Annotated in this window: 26 protein-coding genes; all 26 read left to right on the forward strand. The window is 59.0% G+C overall.

All coding sequences use genetic code 11. The features are described from left to right. The first annotated feature begins 15 nt into the window (after positions 1–15). A complete protein-coding gene (rpoC, locus tag DVJ77_RS10500) occupies positions 16–4230 on the forward strand; it encodes a DNA-directed RNA polymerase subunit beta' (protein WP_114845461.1) in 4215 nt (1404 codons plus the stop codon). A 178-nt stretch (positions 4231–4408) separates the two neighbouring features. Then, entirely contained in the window at positions 4409–4786 is a 378-nt protein-coding gene (rpsL, locus tag DVJ77_RS10505; RefSeq protein ID WP_114845462.1) for a 30S ribosomal protein S12, read from the forward strand. Positions 4787–4801: 15 nt separating this feature from the next. Further along, positions 4802–5269, forward strand: a complete 468-nt coding sequence (rpsG, locus tag DVJ77_RS10510; protein WP_114845463.1) for a 30S ribosomal protein S7 — start codon at positions 4802–4804, stop codon at positions 5267–5269. Positions 5270–5336: 67 nt separating this feature from the next. Further along, positions 5337–7427 carry an elongation factor G gene (gene fusA / locus DVJ77_RS10515; protein ID WP_114845464.1) on the forward strand — a complete coding sequence of 697 codons (2091 nt, stop codon included), beginning with the start codon at positions 5337–5339 and terminating at the stop codon, positions 7425–7427. A 49-nt stretch (positions 7428–7476) separates the two neighbouring features. Further along, the gene (tuf, locus tag DVJ77_RS10520) at positions 7477–8667 is read left to right on the forward strand and encodes an elongation factor Tu (RefSeq protein WP_114845465.1); all 1191 of its coding nucleotides are present in this window, start codon (positions 7477–7479) and stop codon (positions 8665–8667) included. Between the two features lie 530 nt (positions 8668–9197). Beyond that, on the forward strand, positions 9198–9509 hold the full coding sequence (gene rpsJ / locus DVJ77_RS10525; RefSeq protein ID WP_008209947.1) for a 30S ribosomal protein S10: 312 nt from the start codon (positions 9198–9200) through the stop codon (positions 9507–9509). A 20-nt stretch (positions 9510–9529) separates the two neighbouring features. Then, the gene (rplC, locus tag DVJ77_RS10530) at positions 9530–10171 is read left to right on the forward strand and encodes a 50S ribosomal protein L3 (protein ID WP_114845466.1); all 642 of its coding nucleotides are present in this window, start codon (positions 9530–9532) and stop codon (positions 10169–10171) included. Between the two features lie 11 nt (positions 10172–10182). Beyond that, the gene (rplD, locus tag DVJ77_RS10535; RefSeq protein ID WP_114845467.1) at positions 10183–10785 is read left to right on the forward strand and encodes a 50S ribosomal protein L4; all 603 of its coding nucleotides are present in this window, start codon (positions 10183–10185) and stop codon (positions 10783–10785) included. Then, complete coding sequence (gene rplW, locus DVJ77_RS10540; protein WP_114845468.1) at positions 10782–11075, forward strand: 50S ribosomal protein L23; 294 nt, start codon at positions 10782–10784, stop codon at positions 11073–11075. Before rplD ends, rplW begins: the two co-directional genes overlap by 4 nt. Positions 11076–11092: 17 nt before the next feature. Further along, entirely contained in the window at positions 11093–11914 is an 822-nt protein-coding gene (gene rplB / locus DVJ77_RS10545; protein ID WP_114845469.1) for a 50S ribosomal protein L2, read from the forward strand. A gap of 12 nt (positions 11915–11926) precedes the next feature. Next, on the forward strand, positions 11927–12199 hold the full coding sequence (gene rpsS / locus DVJ77_RS10550) for a 30S ribosomal protein S19 (protein ID WP_026635835.1): 273 nt from the start codon (positions 11927–11929) through the stop codon (positions 12197–12199). Then, positions 12199–12534 carry a 50S ribosomal protein L22 gene (gene rplV / locus DVJ77_RS10555; RefSeq protein WP_114845470.1) on the forward strand — a complete coding sequence of 112 codons (336 nt, stop codon included), beginning with the start codon at positions 12199–12201 and terminating at the stop codon, positions 12532–12534. The genes rpsS and rplV overlap by 1 nt, the downstream gene beginning before the upstream one ends. A 15-nt stretch (positions 12535–12549) precedes the next feature. After that, the gene (rpsC, locus tag DVJ77_RS10560) at positions 12550–13302 is read left to right on the forward strand and encodes a 30S ribosomal protein S3 (protein WP_114845471.1); all 753 of its coding nucleotides are present in this window, start codon (positions 12550–12552) and stop codon (positions 13300–13302) included. An 11-nt stretch (positions 13303–13313) separates the two neighbouring features. After that, entirely contained in the window at positions 13314–13727 is a 414-nt protein-coding gene (gene rplP / locus DVJ77_RS10565; RefSeq protein WP_114845472.1) for a 50S ribosomal protein L16, read from the forward strand. Further along, positions 13727–13921, forward strand: coding sequence for a 50S ribosomal protein L29 (gene rpmC, locus DVJ77_RS10570; RefSeq protein WP_114845473.1), 195 nt, complete (start codon positions 13727–13729; stop codon positions 13919–13921). The genes rplP and rpmC overlap by 1 nt, the downstream gene beginning before the upstream one ends. Positions 13922–13933: 12 nt before the next feature. Next, a complete protein-coding gene (gene rpsQ / locus DVJ77_RS10575; RefSeq protein WP_114845474.1) occupies positions 13934–14194 on the forward strand; it encodes a 30S ribosomal protein S17 in 261 nt (86 codons plus the stop codon). A 15-nt stretch (positions 14195–14209) separates the two neighbouring features. Further along, positions 14210–14578, forward strand: coding sequence for a 50S ribosomal protein L14 (gene rplN / locus DVJ77_RS10580; protein ID WP_114845475.1), 369 nt, complete (start codon positions 14210–14212; stop codon positions 14576–14578). 13 nt (positions 14579–14591) lie between these two features. Then, a complete protein-coding gene (rplX, locus tag DVJ77_RS10585; RefSeq protein ID WP_114845476.1) occupies positions 14592–14906 on the forward strand; it encodes a 50S ribosomal protein L24 in 315 nt (104 codons plus the stop codon). A gap of 8 nt (positions 14907–14914) precedes the next feature. Continuing rightward, positions 14915–15457: a 50S ribosomal protein L5 gene (gene rplE / locus DVJ77_RS10590; protein ID WP_191983688.1), complete on the forward strand. Its 543-nt coding sequence runs from the start codon at positions 14915–14917 to the stop codon at positions 15455–15457. 16 nt (positions 15458–15473) lie between these two features. Next, positions 15474–15779 (forward strand): 30S ribosomal protein S14, encoded by a 306-nt coding sequence (rpsN, locus tag DVJ77_RS10595; RefSeq protein ID WP_114845478.1) that lies wholly within the window; start codon positions 15474–15476, stop codon positions 15777–15779. Positions 15780–16006: 227 nt separating this feature from the next. After that, positions 16007–16402: a 30S ribosomal protein S8 gene (gene rpsH / locus DVJ77_RS10600; protein WP_114845479.1), complete on the forward strand. Its 396-nt coding sequence runs from the start codon at positions 16007–16009 to the stop codon at positions 16400–16402. Positions 16403–16412: 10 nt separating this feature from the next. Next, positions 16413–16940 carry a 50S ribosomal protein L6 gene (gene rplF, locus DVJ77_RS10605; protein WP_114845480.1) on the forward strand — a complete coding sequence of 176 codons (528 nt, stop codon included), beginning with the start codon at positions 16413–16415 and terminating at the stop codon, positions 16938–16940. A 43-nt stretch (positions 16941–16983) separates the two neighbouring features. Beyond that, positions 16984–17337 (forward strand): 50S ribosomal protein L18, encoded by a 354-nt coding sequence (rplR, locus tag DVJ77_RS10610; RefSeq protein WP_114845481.1) that lies wholly within the window; start codon positions 16984–16986, stop codon positions 17335–17337. Between the two features lie 141 nt (positions 17338–17478). Further along, complete coding sequence (rpsE, locus tag DVJ77_RS10615) at positions 17479–17988, forward strand: 30S ribosomal protein S5 (protein ID WP_114845482.1); 510 nt, start codon at positions 17479–17481, stop codon at positions 17986–17988. Beyond that, on the forward strand, positions 17981–18169 hold the full coding sequence (gene rpmD / locus DVJ77_RS10620) for a 50S ribosomal protein L30 (protein ID WP_114845483.1): 189 nt from the start codon (positions 17981–17983) through the stop codon (positions 18167–18169). Before rpsE ends, rpmD begins: the two co-directional genes overlap by 8 nt. Before the next feature lie 5 nt (positions 18170–18174). Next, on the forward strand, positions 18175–18606 hold the full coding sequence (rplO, locus tag DVJ77_RS10625; RefSeq protein WP_114845484.1) for a 50S ribosomal protein L15: 432 nt from the start codon (positions 18175–18177) through the stop codon (positions 18604–18606). The last annotated feature ends 2 nt before the right edge of the window (positions 18607–18608 follow it).

Here is an 18608-nt window from a genome sequence, read left to right on the forward strand (position 1 = left end):
ACAGGAGCTTATGCAATGAAAGATTTGCTCAATCTATTCAACCAGCAGCGGGCTACTCCCGATTTCGACGCGATCAAGATCGCGTTGGCCTCGCCGGAGCTGATCCGTTCCTGGTCGTACGGCGAAGTGAAAAAGCCGGAAACGATCAACTACCGTACCTTCAAGCCGGAGCGTGATGGCTTGTTCTGCGCCGCGATCTTCGGACCGGTAAAGGACTACGAGTGCTTGTGCGGTAAGTACAAGCGCATGAAGCATCGCGGTGTGGTTTGCGAAAAGTGCGGCACCGAAGTCACCTTGGCCAAGGTGCGCCGCGAGCGCATGGGCCATATCGAGCTGGCCAGCCCGACGGCGCATATCTGGTTCCTCAAGTCGCTGCCGTCGCGCATCGGCTTGATGCTGGATATGACGCTGCGCGATATCGAGCGCATCCTGTACTTCGAAGCCTTCGTGGTTATCGATCCAGGTTTGACGGCGCTCGAGCGCGGTCAGCTTCTGAGCGAAGACCAGTATCTGGAAGCCGTCGAAGAGCACGGCGACGAGTTCGATGCCCGCATGGGCGCCGAGGCCGTTTACGAGCTGCTGAAGTCGCTTGAGCTGCCAAGCGAAGTGGTGCGCCTGAAGGAAGAAATCGGCTCCACCAATTCCGAAACCAAGCTCAAGCGCTTGACCAAGCGGGTCAAACTGATCGAAGCCTTCCTCGAATCCGGCAACAAGCCGGAGTGGATGGTGCTGACTGTGCTGCCTGTGTTGCCACCGGATCTGCGTCCGCTGGTGCCGCTGGATGGTGGCCGTTTCGCCACCTCCGATTTGAACGATCTGTATCGCCGCGTCATCAACCGCAACAACCGTCTGAAGCGTCTGCTCGAGCTCAATGCGCCCGACATCATCGTGCGCAACGAGAAGCGCATGCTGCAGGAATCGGTCGATGCGCTGCTCGACAACGGCCGTCGCGGTCGTGCCATCACCGGCACCAATAAGCGCGCGCTGAAGTCGCTGGCCGACATGATCAAGGGCAAGCAGGGCCGGTTCCGTCAGAACCTGCTCGGCAAGCGCGTGGATTACTCCGGTCGTTCGGTGATCGTGGTCGGTCCGACCCTGCGCCTGCACCAGTGCGGTCTGCCGAAGAAAATGGCGCTTGAGCTGTTCAAGCCCTTTATCTTCGCCAAGCTGCAGGCGCGTGGCGAAGCCACCACCATCAAAGCGGCAAAGAAGCTGGTCGAGCGCGAAGAAGGCCAGGTGTGGGACATCCTCGAAGATGTGATCCGCGAGCATCCAGTGCTGCTGAACCGCGCTCCGACCCTGCATCGTCTCGGCATCCAGGCATTCGAGCCGGTGTTGATCGAAGGCAAGGCGATCCAGTTGCATCCGCTGGTCTGTACCGCATTCAACGCCGACTTCGACGGCGATCAGATGGCTGTGCACGTACCGTTGTCGATCGAGGCGCAGTTGGAAGCGCGCGCATTGATGATGTCGTCCAACAACATCCTGTCGCCCGCCAACGGCGAGCCGATCATCGTGCCGACGCAGGACGTGGTGCTGGGTCTGTACTACATGACCCGCGAGCTGGTGAACGTGAAGGGCACCGGCATGGTGTTCTCGGGTATCAGCGAAGTGCGCCGCGCCTATGACAACCGTGCGGTTGAGTTGCACGCCAAGGTCAAGGTTCGTCTGAAGCTGGTCGACATTGCCGAAGACGGCACCCGCACCACCTCCGTTTCGTTGGTCGAGACCACCATCGGTCGTGCGCTGCTGGCTGAGATTCTGCCGGAAGGCCTGCCGTTTGCGCTGGCCAACACCGAGCTGACCAAGAAAGCCATCTCGCGTCTGATCAACTCCAGCTATCGTTTGCTCGGTCTGAAAGAGACCGTGGTGTTCGCCGATAAGCTGATGTACACCGGCTTCCGCTTCGCTACCCGCGCAGGTATCTCGATCGGCATCGATGACATGATCATCCCGGCCGAGAAGAGGCCGATTCTGGAAGAGGCCGAGAAAGAAGTGGTCGAAATCCAGGAGCAGTACCAGTCAGGCCTGGTCACTGCCGGCGAGCGTTACAACAAGGTGGTCGACATCTGGTCGCGCACCAATGAACTGGTCGCCAAGGCGATGATCGACGGTATCGGTACCGAAAAGGTGACCGATGCCGAGGGCAAGACGGTCAACCAGAAGTCGATGAACTCGCTGTACATCATGGCCGACTCCGGCGCCCGTGGTTCCGTGGCGCAGATTCGTCAGTTGGCTGGTATGCGTGGTTTGATGGCTCGTCCGGACGGCTCGATCATCGAGACGCCCATCAAGGCCAACTTCCGCGAAGGCCTGAACGTGCTGCAGTACTTCAACTCCACCCACGGTGCTCGTAAGGGCCTGGCGGATACGGCGTTGAAGACGGCTAACTCCGGTTACCTCACCCGTCGTCTCGTCGACGTGGCGCAAGACGTGGTCATCACCTTGACCGATTGCGGCACCGAGAACGGTCTTATCATGCAGCCGATCGTTGAAGGCGGCGACGTGGTCGAGCCGTTGCGCGAGCGCGTGCTGGGTCGCGTGGTGGCCGAAGACGTTTACGCACCAGGCGATGACGATCAACCGATCGTTACCCAGAACACCTTGCTGGACGAAGCCCTGGTCGAAAAACTCGACAAGGCCGGCGTGCAGATCATGAAGGTACGTTCGCCGATCACCTGTGCCGCGACACATGGCGTTTGCGCCCTGTGCTACGGCCGTGACCTGGCTCGTGGCCATCTGGTCAACATGGGTGAGGCCGTGGGCGTGGTTGCCGCGCAGTCGATCGGTGAGCCGGGTACACAGCTCACCATGCGTACCTTCCATATCGGTGGTGCGGCTTCGCGTGCGGCGGCAGTCGACAACGTGACGGTGAAAACCACCGGCTCGCTGAAGTTCAACAACCTCAAGACCGTGCAGCATACGCAGGGTCATCTGGTCGCTGTGTCGCGTTCGGGCGAAGTCTCGGTCATCGACGTCAACGGTCGCGAGCGCGAGCGCTACAAGGTGCCTTACGGCGCGATCATCGCGGTCAAGGACGGCGATCCGGTCAAGGCCGGGCAAACTGTCGCTAACTGGGATCCGCATACCCATCCGATCGTCTCGGAAGTGGCCGGTACCGTGCGCTTCATCGACTTCCTCGATGGCGTCACCGTGCAGAGCCAGACCGACGAATTGACCGGTCTGGAGTCGGCGGTGGTTACCGATCCGAAGCGTCGCGGTACGCAGGCCAAGGATCTGCGCCCGATCGTGCGCCTGGAAGACAGCAAGGGCCGCGAGCTCAAGCTGCCGGGTACCGACGTGCCGGCGCAGTACTTCCTGCCGGCGGGTGCGATCGTCTCGATCCAGAACGGTACGGCGGTAGGCGTGGGTGACGTGGTGGCACGTATCCCGCAGGAAACCTCCAAGACCCGCGACATCACCGGTGGTCTGCCGCGCGTGGCCGATTTGTTCGAAGCGCGCAAGCCGAAAGAGCCGGCGATTCTTGCCGAGCGTTCGGGCGTCATCAGCTTCGGCAAGGACACCAAGGGCAAGCAGCGTCTAATCATCAAGGACGTCGACGGCAACGAGCATGAAGAGCTGATTCCGAAATGGCGTCAGGTCATCGTGTTCGAAGGCGAGCACGTGGAGAAGGGCGAAACCGTTGTAGACGGCGAGCCGAGTCCGCACGACATCCTGCGTTTGTTGGGTGTCGAGCCGTTGGCTGCCTATCTGGTCAAGGAAATCCAGGACGTTTATCGCTTGCAGGGCGTGAAGATCAACGACAAGCACATCGAGGCGATCATTCGTCAGATGCTGCGTAAGGTCGAGATCGTCGACGGTGGCGAAAGCCACTACCTGCGCGGCGAGCAGGTCGAGCGCGTGCGCATCAATGGCGAGAACGATCGCGCCATCAAGCGTGGCGAACGCCCGGCGGAGTACCAGTCGGTACTGCTCGGTATCACCAAGGCCTCGTTGGCGACGGAATCCTTCATCTCGGCGGCGTCGTTCCAGGAAACGACCCGAGTCTTGACGGAAGCCGCGGTACGTGGCACACGTGACACCTTGCGTGGCCTGAAAGAAAATGTTACTGTCGGCCGTCTAATTCCGGCAGGTACCGGTTTGGCGTATCACGCAGCGCGTCGTCGCCAGGGTGGTTTAACCGCCGCAGAGCTGGAAGCTCTTTCCAGTTCGGCATCGTCAGTCTCCTTCTCGGAAGCTGTTGCCGGTAGTGATAATGATGTTGAGTAAGCCCATAGCGGTGCTTGCTCTCTAACATACGAAATGAGGCGTATGGATGCGCCTCGTGTTCGGGTCAAGGATGGCTGGGCGTTGGCTTGCCTGTGGCAGGCCGCCCATGTTAAATTCCCGCTTCTTGGTGGACCGAGTTTATTCGGTCTGCCTTTATGTTTCTCAGGAACAGCTTCGCATGACGACAGTCAATCAGTTGGTGCGCAAATCCCGCAGCCCGAAGAGCTATAAGAGCGATTCGCCGGCTTTGCAGAACAGCCCGCAGCGTCGCGGCGTTTGCACGCGCGTATACACGACCACCCCGAAGAAGCCGAACTCGGCCTTGCGTAAGGTTGCCAAAGTGCGCCTGACCAATGGTTACGAGGTCATCAGCTACATCGGTGGCGAAGGTCACAACCTGCAAGAGCACTCGGTGGTGCTGATCCGCGGCGGTCGCGTCAAGGATCTGCCGGGTGTGCGTTATCACACAGTGCGTGGCAGCCTCGATTGCGCCGGCGTCACTAAGCGCCGTCAATCGCGCTCCAAGTACGGCGCCAAGCGCCCGAAGAGCAAATAAGGGAAGGACACAAGTATGTCGCGTAAAGGTTCACATCCCGCCCGTCTGATTCTGCCGGATCCAAAGCACGGTAGTCAGTTGATCGCTCGCTTCATCAACATGGTGATGAAGAGCGGTAAGAAATCGGTTGCTGAGAGCATCGTTTACGGTGCACTGAGCCACCTGGGCGAAAAGAATGCCGAGCCGGTGGCTCTGGTTGAGAAGGCTCTGGGCAACATCGCCCCGGCTGTCGAGGTGAAGTCCCGTCGCGTCGGCGGCGCCACCTACCAGGTGCCGGTCGAAGTCCGTCCGGGTCGCCGCATGGCCTTGGCTATGCGCTGGGTCATCGACGCCGCTCGCAAGCGTGGCGAAACTTCGATGCCGCGCAAGCTGGCAGCCGAGCTGCTCGAGGCTTCCGAGAATCGCGGTGGCGCGATCAAGAAGCGCGAAGAAACGCATCGCATGGCAGAGGCCAACAAAGCCTTCTCGCATTACCGCTGGTAAGACTGGTTTAAGTCGGCTGGCTTCGGCCAGCCTGGTTTAAATCGGCAATAAACACGAGGTTAGTACCGTGGCACGCACCACTCCCATCGAGCGCTACCGCAACTTCGGCATCATGGCTCACATCGATGCTGGCAAGACCACCACCACGGAGCGCATTCTGTTCTACACCGGCGTCAGTCATAAGATTGGCGAAGTGCATGACGGTGCTGCAACGATGGACTGGATGGAGCAGGAGCAAGAGCGCGGCATCACCATTACGTCGGCAGCAACGACGGCGTTCTGGAGTGGCATGGATCGTTCCTTGCCGCAGCATCGCTTCAACATCATCGATACCCCAGGCCACGTGGACTTCACCATCGAGGTGGAGCGTTCCTTGCGTGTGCTCGACGGTGCTGTGTTCGTGTTGTGCGCTGTGGGTGGTGTGCAGCCGCAGTCTGAAACCGTGTGGCGTCAAGCCAACAAATACAAAGTGCCGCGTCTGGCCTTCGTCAACAAGATGGACCGTACCGGTGCCAACTTCGACAAGGTGGTCGGTCAGTTGAAGTCGCGTCTGGGTGCCAACCCGGTGCCGATGCAGGTGCCGATCGGCGCCGAGGACGGCTTCGAGGGCGTGGTCGATCTGCTTAAGATGAAAGCGATCATCTGGGATATGGAATCCCAGGGCATGAAGTTCGAGTACCAGGAGATTCCGGCTAACCTGAAGGATGCTGCCGACAAGGCGCACAACTTCATGGTTGAGGCCGCTGCCGAAACCTCCGAAGAGTTGATGAACAAGTACCTCGAAGAGGGTGCGCTCTCCGAAGCCGAAGTCATCGCGGGTATTCGTGCCGGTACGTTGGCCAATACGCTGATTCCGGTGTTCTGCGGTACGGCCTTCAAGAACAAGGGCGTGCAGGCCATGCTCGACGCAGTGATTCAACTGCTGCCGTCGCCGGCTGATCGTCCTCCGGTCAAGGGTATCGACGAGGACGAGAACGAAATCACTCGCGAAGCGCGGGACGATGCACCGTTCTCGGCGCTCGCGTTCAAGATCATGACCGATCCGTTCGTCGGTTCGCTGACCTTCTTCCGTGTCTATTCGGGTACGTTGAGTGCGGGCGATCAGGTGTTCAGCCCGATCAAGTCGAAGAAAGAGCGCATTGGCCGCATTCTGCAAATGCACGCGAACGAGCGTCAGGAGCTGAAAGAGGTTTGCGCCGGTGATATCGCCGCCGCGGTCGGTCTGAAAGACGTGACCACCGGTGACACGCTGTGCTCGCAGGATCACATCATTACGCTAGAGCGCATGGTGTTCCCGGAGCCGGTGATCGCGATGGCGGTCGAGCCGAAGACTAAGTCGGACCAGGAAAAGATGGGTGTCGCGCTGGGTCGTCTCGCTGCTGAGGATCCGTCCTTCCGCGTGCGCACCGACGAAGAATCCGGCCAGACCATCATCGCCGGCATGGGCGAGCTGCATCTGGATATTCTGGTCGATCGCATGCGCCGCGAATTCAATGTCGAGGCCAATGTCGGTAAGCCGCAGGTGGCCTATCGCGAAGCGATTCGCAGCACGGTCAAGCAAGATTACAAACACGCCAAGCAGTCCGGCGGTAAGGGTCAGTACGGTCACGTTGTGATCGAGCTTGTTCCGCAAGAGCGTGGCAAGGGTTTCGAGTTCGAGAATGCGATTACCGGCGGTGTGATTCCGAAGGAGTTCATTCCGGCGGTCGAAAAGGGTCTCAGGGAGACCATCGTCAGCGGTCCGCTGGCCGGCTTCCCGGTGGTCGACGTCAAGGTTCGTCTTATCGACGGTTCATACCATGATGTCGACTCGTCGGAAATGGCGTTCAAATTGGCCGCATCGATGGCCTTCAAAGAAGGTTTCAAGAAGGCCAATCCGGTCTTGCTTGAGCCGATGATGAAGGTCGAGGTAGTTACGCCTGACGACTACACGGGTGACGTGATGGGCGACATCAGTCGTCGTCGCGGCATCTTGCGCGGTCAGGACGAAACACCGTCGGGCAAGGTCATTGATGCATTGGTTCCGCTGGGCGAGATGTTTGGTTATGCAACCAGCCTCCGTTCGCAGACCCAGGGTCGTGCCACCTTCACGATGGAATTCGATCACTACGCTGAAGCGCCGACCAATATCGCCGAGCAGGTCATGAAGAAGGCCTGATAAGGTCTCTTTTTTCCAAATTACATAGTTCTTTTAGAGGTTTAGAGTCATGGCAAAGGGTAAATTCGAACGCACCAAGCCGCACGTCAACGTCGGCACGATTGGTCACGTGGATCATGGTAAGACGACGCTGACCGCAGCACTGACCAAGGTCGGTGCCGAGCGCTTCGGCGGCGAGTTCAAGGGTTATGACCAGATCGACGCTGCGCCGGAAGAGAAGGCACGCGGCATCACGATCTCGACTGCCCACGTGGAATACGAGTCGCCGAACCGCCACTACGCCCACGTCGATTGCCCCGGCCATGCTGACTATGTGAAAAACATGATCACCGGTGCGGCGCAGATGGACGGCGCGATTCTGGTGTGCTCGGCCGCTGACGGCCCGATGCCGCAGACTCGTGAGCACATTCTGTTATCGCGTCAGGTCGGCGTGCCGTACATCGTCGTGTTCCTGAACAAGGCTGACTTGGTGGACGACGCCGAGCTGCTTGAGCTGGTCGAGATGGAAGTGCGCGAATTGCTCACCAAGTACGACTTTCCGGGCGACGACACCCCGATCATCCACGGTTCGGCCCGCAAGGCGCTGGACGGTGACCAGTCCGAAATCGGCGTGCCGGCGATCATCAAGCTGGTCGACGCGCTGGACAGCTACATTCCTGAGCCGGTTCGCGTGATCGACAAAGCATTCCTGATGCCGGTCGAAGACGTGTTCTCGATCTCCGGTCGCGGTACCGTGGTCACTGGTCGTATCGAGTGCGGCGTGATCAAGGTCGGTGACGAAGTCGAAGTGGTCGGTATTCGCGATACGCAGAAAACCACCGTTACCGGTATCGAAATGTTCCGCAAGCTGCTGGACCAGGGCATGGCAGGCGACAACGCCGGTCTGCTGGTTCGCGGCCTGAAGCGCGACGACGTGCAGCGCGGCCAGGTGTTGGCCAAGCCGGGCTCGATCAAGCCGCATACCGACTTCGAGGCTGAGGTCTATGTGCTGTCGAAGGATGAGGGTGGCCGTCATACCCCGTTCTTCAAGGGCTATCGTCCGCAGTTCTACTTCCGCACCACCGACGTGACTGGCGCTTGCGAGTTGCCGGAAGGCGTGGAGATGGTGATGCCGGGTGACAACGTGAAGATGACGGTGAGCTTGATTCACCCGATCGCGATGGACGAAGGCTTGCGCTTTGCTATTCGCGAAGGTGGCCGTACCGTCGGCGCCGGCGTGGTGGCGAAAGTCATCAAGTAAGTGATCTGAAAGTAGGCGGTTCGTTTAACGGACTGCTTGTAGAAAGGGCGAGGGCGAAAGCTGTCGCCCTTTCTTTTTTGCCTGGTTATTTGTGCGGACTCTTGGTCGCGCGCAGTCACCAGGAGTTTCTGTGGGTGAGGTAATCGAAGTTCTTCGATCGCTTTTCTTTTTGTTACCGTTAGGTTATAGTCCACAAGTTATCTTTATCGCGCGGCCTATAGTGTCGTGTGATTTACCGCGAAATGAGGTGCACGGATGTGCTTCGAGTTCGCTATACATGGATTGTTGCGGGAATATTTAGGTGGCAGAGTCACTGGCTCTGTTGACCTTTGCATTTGCGCATTTTATACTTTTCTGTCTGGGCAGACCGTTTACTCGGTCTGCCCGGTCTTTTAGGGTCGATCTTTGTGGTGGGTTTCTTGCCTCAGTGGGCGGCCTGGTTAGCGGTGCTGTAGTAGTAATTAGGTTGTGCGAGTTGGTGAGAAGCCATCTCGATTCACAGTTTGTTCTTTCGACAATAGGACACGGTTATGGCGAACCAAAAAATTCGCATTCGGCTCAAGGCGTTCGATCATCGTTTGATCGACCGTTCGGCCAGCGAAATCGTCGAGACGGCTAAGCGCACTGGCGCTACGGTTCTCGGCCCGATTCCGCTCCCGACAAAAATCGAGCGCTACACCATTCTTACGTCGCCTCACGTCGACAAAGATGCTCGCGACCAGTACGAGACCCGTACGCACAAGCGAGTGCTCGATATCGTTGATCCCAACGACAAAACCGTGGACGCGCTCATGAAGCTTGATCTCGCCGCTGGCGTAGATGTTCAGATCAAGCTCGGTTGAGCGATAGACAGGATACGAATATGAGTATCGGACTAGTAGGCCGCAAATGCGGCATGAGCCGACTCTTCACTGAAGACGGACGCTCGATTCCGGTGACGCTGATTGAAGCCACCCCGAATCGCGTTACGCAGTTGAAGACGGAAGATAACGACGGTTACAGCGCTGTGCAGGTTGCAGCAGGCGTCAAGCGCGCCAGTCTGCTGACCCAGCCGCTGAAAGGTCATTACGCCAAGGCCAAAGTTGAGCCGGGTCGTGGCTTGTGGGAATTCCGCGTTTCCGCGGACGACCTGGGCAAGTACACCGTTGGTGCTGAAATCAAGGCCGACGACGTGTTCCAGGCCGGCCAGATTGTCGACGTCGCAGGCGTCAGCAAGGGTAAAGGCTTCCAGGGCACCATCAAGCGCCATAACTTCAAAATGGGTGACGCCACCCACGGTAACTCGCTGTCGCATCGCGCGCCGGGTTCTATCGGTCAGCGTCAGACCCCAGGTCGTGTGTTCCCGGGCAAGAAAATGTCGGGTCACATGGGCGCGGTGAATCGTACGCAACAAGGTCTGGAAGTGGTCAAGGTCGACGCCGAGCGTCACTTGATTGCCGTGAAGGGCGCGGTACCGGGTGCTACCGGTGGCGACGTCATCATCCGCCCGACCACCAAGGGTTGAGGAGAGACGCCATGGAACTGAATGTCATTGGCGCCAAGCCGCTCACCGTATCGGACGAAGTGTTCGGCGGCGAGTTCAAACAAGCCCTGGTCCACCAGGTCGTTGTCGCTTACCAGGCTGGCGGTCGCGCCGGTACTAAAGCGCAGCTATCACGTGGTGAGATGTCGGGTACCACCAAGAAATTCAAGAAGCAGAAAGGCGGTGGCGCTCGCCACGGCGACTATCGTGCCCCGATCTTCGTGGGCGGCGGTCGTACGTTTGCAGCCAAGCCGCGTAGCTTCGAGCAGAAGGTCAACCGCAAGGCCTACCGTGTCGCGATCCGCTCCATTTTCTCGGAGTTGGCGCGTCAGGATCGTCTGAAGATTGTCGAGAGCTTCGGCATCGACACCCCGAAGACCAAGTCCATGGTTGCCAAGCTGGCTGAGCTGCAAGTGTCGGGCCGTGTGCTGCTGGTTTCGGAAGACGCCTCTGAGGCGGTGTTCCTGGCCGCGCGCAATATTCCCTACATTCATGTGCTCGACGTCATGGCGCTGAATCCGGTCAGCCTGGTGGGCTCCGATCACGTCGTGATGACCGTCGAGGCCGTCAAGAAGGTTGAGGAGTGGCTGGCATGAGCAACGAACGCATTCTAAATACGCTGCGCGCGCCGCACATTTCGGAAAAGGCAGCTCGCCTCGCGGCTAGCAACCAGTACGTATTCGTGGTGGCCCCCGAAGCAACGAAGGCCGATGTCCGTGCGGCGGTGGAGCAGATGTTCGACGTCAAAGTCGAGCAGGTGAACCTCGTCAACACCAAGGGCAAGGTCAAGTCCTTCCGTTTCCGCGCTGGCAATCGCCAGGGCAAGCGCAAGGCCTACGTTCGACTTGCCGATGGTCAGACCATCGACGTGTCAGCCAAAGCCTGAGCTAGGAGTTCTGTGAGATGGCATTAATTACCCACAAGCCGACCTCCCCCGGGCGCCGCGACGCAGTAAGCGTACGTACGCCTGGCCTGCATAAGGGCGCGCCGTTCGCGGCGTTGACCGAATCGCAGTCCAAAACCGGCGGTCGCAATCACTACGGTCGTATCACCGTTCGCCACCAGGGCGGCGGTCACAAGCAGCGTTACCGCATCATCGACTTCAAGCGCGATAAAGAAAGCATCGCGGCGAAAGTTGAGCGTATCGAGTACGATCCGAACCGCACCGCACACATCGCACTGCTGTGCTATGCCGACGGTGAGCGTCGTTACATCATCGCGCCCAAGGGCGTGCAGGTGGGCGATCGCCTGGTCTCGGGCACCGATGCTCCGATCAAGGCTGGTAACTGCCTGCCGCTGCGCAATATCCCGGTCGGTAGCACCATTCATTGCATCGAGATGAAGCCAGGCAAGGGCGCGCAGATTGCTCGCAGTGCCGGTGCCTCGGTGCAGTTGGTTGCTCGCGAAACCGGTTATGCCACGCTGCGTCTTCGCTCTGGCGAAATGCGTCGCGTACCCGTTGATTGCCGCGCCACCATCGGTGAAGTCGGCAACAGCGAGCACAGCCTCAAGAAGCTCGGCAAAGCCGGCGCCAAGCGTTGGCTGGGTATCCGTCCCACCGTTCGTGGTGTGGTGATGAACCCGGTCGACCATCCGCATGGTGGTGGTGAAGGCAAGACTTCTGGTGGCCGTCACCCGGTTAGCCCATGGGGCACGCCGGCCAAGGGCTACAAGACCCGTAACAACAAGCGCACACAGCAGTTCATTGTGCGTCGTCGCAAATAACCGGAAACCGACATGCCGCGTTCTTTAAAGAAAGGTCCGTTCGTCGACCTTCACCTCGTGAAGAAGGTGGAAGCTGCGGTTTCCACTAACAACAAGCGTCCGATCAAAACCTGGTCGCGTCGTTCCATGATCCTGCCAGAAATGGTTGGGTTGACCATCGCCATCCACAACGGTCGCCAGCACGTGCCGGTACTCGTCAACGAGAATATGGTCGGGCATAAGCTCGGCGAATTCGCAGTGACGCGTACTTTCAAGGGCCATGGCGGCGATAAGAAGGGCAAGTGATGAGCACAGAAGCCAAAGCGATCCTGCGCAGCGCCCGCATTTCGGCGCAGAAGGCACGCCTGGTTGCTGACCTGGTCCGCGGTTTACCCGTGGGCCGTGCCAGCGACGTGCTCCAATTCACCAACAAAAAGGCCGCGCTCCTTGTTCGCAAGGTGCTGCTGTCAGCCGTCGCCAACGCCGAGAACAATCTCGGTGCCGATGTCGACGAGCTGAAGGTCTCGAGCATCTTCGTGGATGAAGGTCCGGCCATGAAGCGCATGTACGCCCGCGCCAAAGGCCGCGGTTCGCGCATCTTGAAGCGCACCAGCCACATCACTGTGGTTGTTGGCAACTGACTGGGGACGTAGACGATGGGTCATAAAGTTCATCCCACCGGTATCCGCCTCGGCATTGCCAAGGACTGGAACTCGAAGTGGTACGCCAATAAAGGCGATTACGCCAAGTATCTCGCGGCCGATTTGAAGGTCCGTGAAATGCTCCGCAAGAAGCTGGCTCAGGCCGGCATCTCGAAAATCCTGATCGAGCGTCCGGCTAAAACCGCACGCGTGACGATTCACACCGCCCGTCCGGGCGTGGTGATCGGCAAGAAGGGTGAGGATATCGAGAAGCTGCGTAAAGAAGTCAGCCAGCTGATGGGCGTTCCGGCGCACATCAACGTCAGCGAAGTGCGCAAGCCTGAGCTCGACGCGCAGCTGGTTGCCGAATCGATCGCGCAGCAGCTCGAGCGTCGCATCATGTTCCGCCGCGCCATGAAGCGCTCGGTCGGTAATGCGATGCGCCTCGGTGCCCTGGGTATCAAAATCAACGTCTCCGGCCGCCTGAACGGTGCCGAGATCGCTCGTTCTGAATGGAGCCGCGAAGGTCGCGTGCCGCTGCATACGCTGCGTGCCGACATCGACTACGGCTTTGCCGAGGCGAAGACCACCTACGGCATCATCGGCATCAAGGTGTGGATCTATAAGGGCGAGATCTTCGATCTGGCTCAGGCCGCCCAAGAGTCGAAAGACGAGCAATCGCAGCCGCGCCGCGAAGGTGGCGAAGGTCGTCGTGGTGATTCGCGTCGCGAGGGCGGTGAAGGCCGTCGCGAGCGGACGGCGAAGTAAGGAGAGTTGCCATGTTGCAACCTAAACGAACCAAATATCGTAAGCAGTTCAAGGGCCGTAACGACGGCTTGGCACAGTGCGCGAACGTCGTCAGCTTTGGCGAATACGGCCTGAAGTCCACCATGACCGGCGCGCTTACCGCGCGTCAGATCGAGGCTGGTCGTCGTTGCATCACCCGTTTCGTGAAGCGTGGTGGCAAGTTGTGGATCCGTGTGTTCCCCGACAAGCCGATCACCAAGAAGCCAATCGAAGTCCGCATGGGCGCCGGTAAGGGTGGTGTGGAGTTCTGGGTCGCGCTGGTTCAGCCCGGCCGTATGGTGTACGAAATCGAAGGCGTCGATGAGCCGACTGCACGCGAGGCGTTCCGCCTTGCTGCTGCCAAGCTCCCGGTGCAGACCCAGTTTGTGACCAGGGCGGTGATGTGATGGCCACCAAAGCGATCAATACGATCAAAGACAAGTCGGCCGACGAGCTGAAACAGCATCTGCTGGACCTGCGCAAGGAGCAATTCAACTTGCGTATGCAGAAAGGCACCGGCCAGCTCAACCAGCCGCACCAACTGCGCCGTGTACGGCGCGACATTGCCCGCACGAAGTTTGTGCTCGGCGGCAAGAAGTAAGGGACGGCGGATATGAGCGATAACCAAAAACAGACGCGGACCCTCGAGGGTCGTGTCACCAGCAACAAAATGGACAAGACGGTCACCGTTTTGATCGAGCGTCAGGTTCAGCATTGGCTGCTCGGCAAAATCATTCGCCGTTCGACCAAGTTGCATGCGCAGGACGATCTGGGCGCGAACGAGGGTGACCTCGTCCGCATCGCAGAATGCCGTCCTTTGTCCAAGACCAAGCATCACCGCGTGGTCGAAATCATCACGCGCGCCAGCGTCTAAGGGGAGGGTGCAGAAATGATTCAGATGCAAAGCACGCTTTCCGCAGCGGACAACAGCGGCGCGAAGGAATTGATGTGCATCAAGGTGCTCGGTGGCTCCAAGCGCCGTTACGCCGGCATCGGTGATGTCATCAAAGTCACCGTGAAAGATGCGATTCCGCGTGGCAAGGTAAAGAAGGGTGAGGTGTACAACGCCGTGGTGGTTCGTACCGCCAAGGGTGTGCGCCGTCCGGATGGCTCGCTGATCCGTTTCGACGGGAATGCAGCGGTGCTCCTCAATAACAAGCTCGAGCCGATCGGTACCCGTATTTTCGGGCCGGTTACCCGCGAGCTGCGCAGCGAGAAGTTCATGAAGATCGTCTCCCTCGCGCCCGAAGTGCTCTGAGCGGAGACCAGACATGAACCGTATCCGCAAAGGTGATCAGGTCCTCGTGATCACCGGTAAAAACAAAGGTCAGCGCGGCGACGTGCTGCGCGTTGATGGCGATCGCGTGTTCGTCTCCAACGTGAACCTGATCAAGCGCCACACCAAGCCGAATCCGCAAGCCAACCAGGCCGGCGGCATCGTTGAGCGTGAGGCTTCGATCCATATCTCTAATGTGCAGCTGTTCAACCCCGCCACGAACAAGGGTGAGCGCGTCGGTATCAAAACGCTTGAAGACAAGCGCAAGGTCCGCGTGTTCCGTTCGTCTGGCGAGGTCGTGGACGCGTAAGGAACACGATCATGACGCGCCTTGAAACGTTTTATAAAGAACAGGTAATGCAGAAGCTCACTGAGCGCTTCGGTTACCAGAATGTGATGCAGGTTCCCCGCATCACCAAGATCACGCTGAACATGGGCGTGGGCGAAGCTGCGGGCAATAAGAAAGTGCTCGAGAACGCCGTGGCTGACATGGCCAAGATCGCCGGTCAGAAGCCGATCACGACCAAGGCGCGCGTATCCGTCGCCTCGTTCAAGATCCGCGATGGTTGGCCGATCGGCTGCAAGGTCACCTTGCGTCGCGCCCAGATGTGGGAGTTCCTCGACCGCCTGATTAACATCTCGCTGCCGCGTACTCGCGACTTCCGTGGTGTCTCTGGTCGTGCTTTCGACGGTCGTGGCAACTACAACTTCGGCGTTCGGGAACAGATCATCTTCCCGGAAATCGACTTCGATCAGATCGACGCCGTGCGCGGTATGGATATTTCCATCACCACCACCGCCAAGACCGACGAAGAAGCCAAAGCGCTGCTGGAAGCCTTCAGCTTCCCGTTCCGCAACTGATAGACGCGAGAGACCCATGGCTAAGACATCGATGGTGAACCGCGATATCAAGCGGACCAAAATCGTCAAGAAGTACGCCACCAAGCGTGCAGAACTGAAAGCAACCGTGCTGAGCCCCAACTCCTCCTACGAGGAGAAGATGGAAGCCCAGACCAAGTTGCAGAAGCTGCCGCGTGACGCCAGCCCAGTCCGTCAGCGTAACCGCTGCGTATTGTCCGGTCGTTCGCGTGGTGTGTACCGTAAGTTCGGCCTTGGCCGTAACAAGCTGCGTGAAGCTACCATGCGCGGCGATGTTCCCGGTCTGCGTAAGGCTAGCTGGTAATAGATTTGCCCAACATACATCCGCGGCATTTCGATGCCGCGGATGAGAACGGCGGTTGCTCGGCAGCGAGCAGCCGTTGATGCGATTACGCATCGATATTCGCAAAACAGGAAACAAGCTGTTATAGTCGGCGGTCTGCGTAAAGCAGGTCGGCGGCTTTGCCGGCTCACAATTTAAAATTGATTTCCGGTTTTATCGGATATCGGTGCACTCTGAAGGATGTTTTCATGAGCATGACTGATCCCATCGCCGATCTGTTTACGCGCATCCGCAATGCCCAACTCACGGGCAAGCAGGCCGTAAGCATGCCGTCGTCGAAGTTGAAGGTGGCTATCGCCAGCCTTCTGAAAAACGAGGGTTATATCCTCGACGCCAAGACTTCCACTCAGGAAGGCAAGCCGGTACTCGAGCTCAAGCTCAAGTACTTCGAAGGCCGCCCGGCCATCGAGCGCATCTCCCGTGTCAGCCGCTCCGGCCTGCGTGTTTACCGCGGCAAGGACGAACTGCCGAAGGTTCTCGGCGGCCTGGGTATCTCGATTATCTCGACTTCTGCCGGTCTTCTGACCGACGCGCAGGCCCGTGCTAAGGGCTTGGGCGGCGAAGTCATCGGCCAAGTGGCATAAGGAGTCGACGATGTCCCGTGTTGCCAAAAAACCGATTTCCCTGCCGAAGGGCGTTGAGCTGAAGATTGCCGATGACGGCATCTCGGTGAAAGGTCCGAAGGGCTCGCTGTCGTTGCACGCACTGCCGGGTGTTTCCGTGGCTGTGGACAATGGCACCGTTAGCATCAGTGTCGCCGAGGGCGCCGAAGACAAGTTCGGTGGCACCGCCCGCGCACTGCTGGCAAACATGATTAAAGGCGTATCCGACGGTTTCGAGCGCAAGCTGGAGCTGGTCGGCGTGGGTTACCGCGCATCGATGGCCGGCAAGGCATTGAACCTGAGCCTGGGTTTTTCCCATCCGGTGGTGTTTGACTCCCCGGAAGGCATCAGCATCGAAACGCCGACGCAGACCGAAGTCGTCATCAAGGGCTCCGATAAGCAGCTCGTAGGTGAAGTGGCCGCGAAGATTCGTGGTTACCGTCCACCGGAGCCGTACAAGGGCAAGGGCGTTCGTTACGCCGGCGAGAAGATCACGCTGAAGGAAGCCAAGAAGGCGTAATGCACTGAAAAGTGCTGGCCTATCCGCTTTCTGGAGAAACACTATGAACAAGAATGAATCCCGCCTACGTCGTGCCAAGTCCACCCGCGCTCATATCCGCGAGCTGGCAGTGCCGCGCTTGTCGGTGCACCGCACCGGCCAGCACCTGTATGCACAGGTCTTCGATGCCACTGGCCTGAACGTGGTGGCTGCGGCCTCCACGGTGCAGAAGTCGGTTGCTGAAGGCTTGAAAGGCACCAAGAACTGCGAAGCCGCCGCCGCCGTTGGCAAGGCAGTAGCTGAGCGCGCCAAGGCAGCAGGCATCGAATCGGTCGCGTTTGATCGTTCGGGCTTCCGCTATCACGGCCGCATCAAGGCATTGGCCGATGCGGCTCGCGAAGCCGGCCTGAAGTTCTGATTGACCGGGAATCAGAAGTAGAGAGTAGGGCGTTTTAACCACGCAACTCATTGCTTCCGATTCCCAGCTCCACAGAAAACAACTCCAAGCGGCTCAGCCGCAAGCAAAAGTCCCGGATAGTCCGGGCATACGGAAAAGAACATGTCTTCTACCGATCGCGAAAATTCAGACGGCCTGCTTGAAAAGCTGATCGCCGTCAACCGCGTGGCCAAGACCGTTAAGGGTGGCCGCCAGATGAGCTTCACTGCGCTGACCGTGGTCGGCGATGGCGAAGGCCGCGTGGGTTTTGGTTATGGCAAAGCACGCGAAGTGCCGGTCGCTATCTCCAAGGCCATGGAACGTGCCCGTCGTCAGATGGTGAGCATCGACCTGAACAACGGCACCTTGTGGTATGCCGTCAAGGCTAACCACGGCGCAGCCCGTGTGTTCATGCAGCCTGCTTCCGAAGGTACCGGCGTCATCGCTGGCGGCGCCATGCGCGCTGTGCTGGAAGTCGTCGGCGTCAAGAACGTGCTGGCCAAGGCGGTGGGTTCGCGTAACCCGATCAACCTGGTTCGTGCCACGATCAAGGGCCTGCAGGCCATCGCTTCGCCGAAGCAGATCGCTGCCAAGCGTGGCAAGACTCTGGAAGAGGTGCTGGGTAATGGCTAACAACGAAAAAACCGTACGCGTGCGCTTGGTCAAAGGCCTGCGCGGCGTACAGAACCGTCATCGCCTGAGCGTGAAAGCGCTCGGCCTGGGCAAGCTCAACGACGTCCGTGAATTGAAAGATAGCCCGCAGGTCCGCGGTCTTATCAACACGGTCTACTACCTTGTGCGGGTTGAGGAGTAAGCAAGATGCGTCTTAATGACATGAAGCCGAATGCCGGCTCACACAAAACGCGTCTTCGCGTTGGCCGTGGTATCGGTTCGGGTCTGGGTAAAACCGCCGGCCGTGGTCACAAGGGTCAGCACGCTCGCGCTGGTGGTACCCATCGTTATGGCTTCGAGGGCGGCCAGATGCCGTTGCAGCGTCGCTTGCCTAAGGTGGGCTTCCGCTCGCTGAAGAAGCGCGAGAGCCAGGAAGTGTTCCTGTATCAGCTCGCTGGCCTCAAGGTCGACGTGATCGACGTGATCGCGCTGCATCAGGCCGGCCTGATCGACAGCCATGCCAAGAAGGTCAAGGTTGTCGCCAAGGGTGAAATCGGCCGTGCGGTGAAACTGTCCGGTGTACTGGCTACTGCTGGTGCCAAGGCAGCCATTGAGGCTGCCGGCGGCAGCGTGGAGTAATC

The organism is Dyella tabacisoli (genome assembly GCF_003350925.1).
GTDB classification, from domain to species: Bacteria; Pseudomonadota; Gammaproteobacteria; order Xanthomonadales; family Rhodanobacteraceae; genus Dyella_C; species Dyella_C tabacisoli.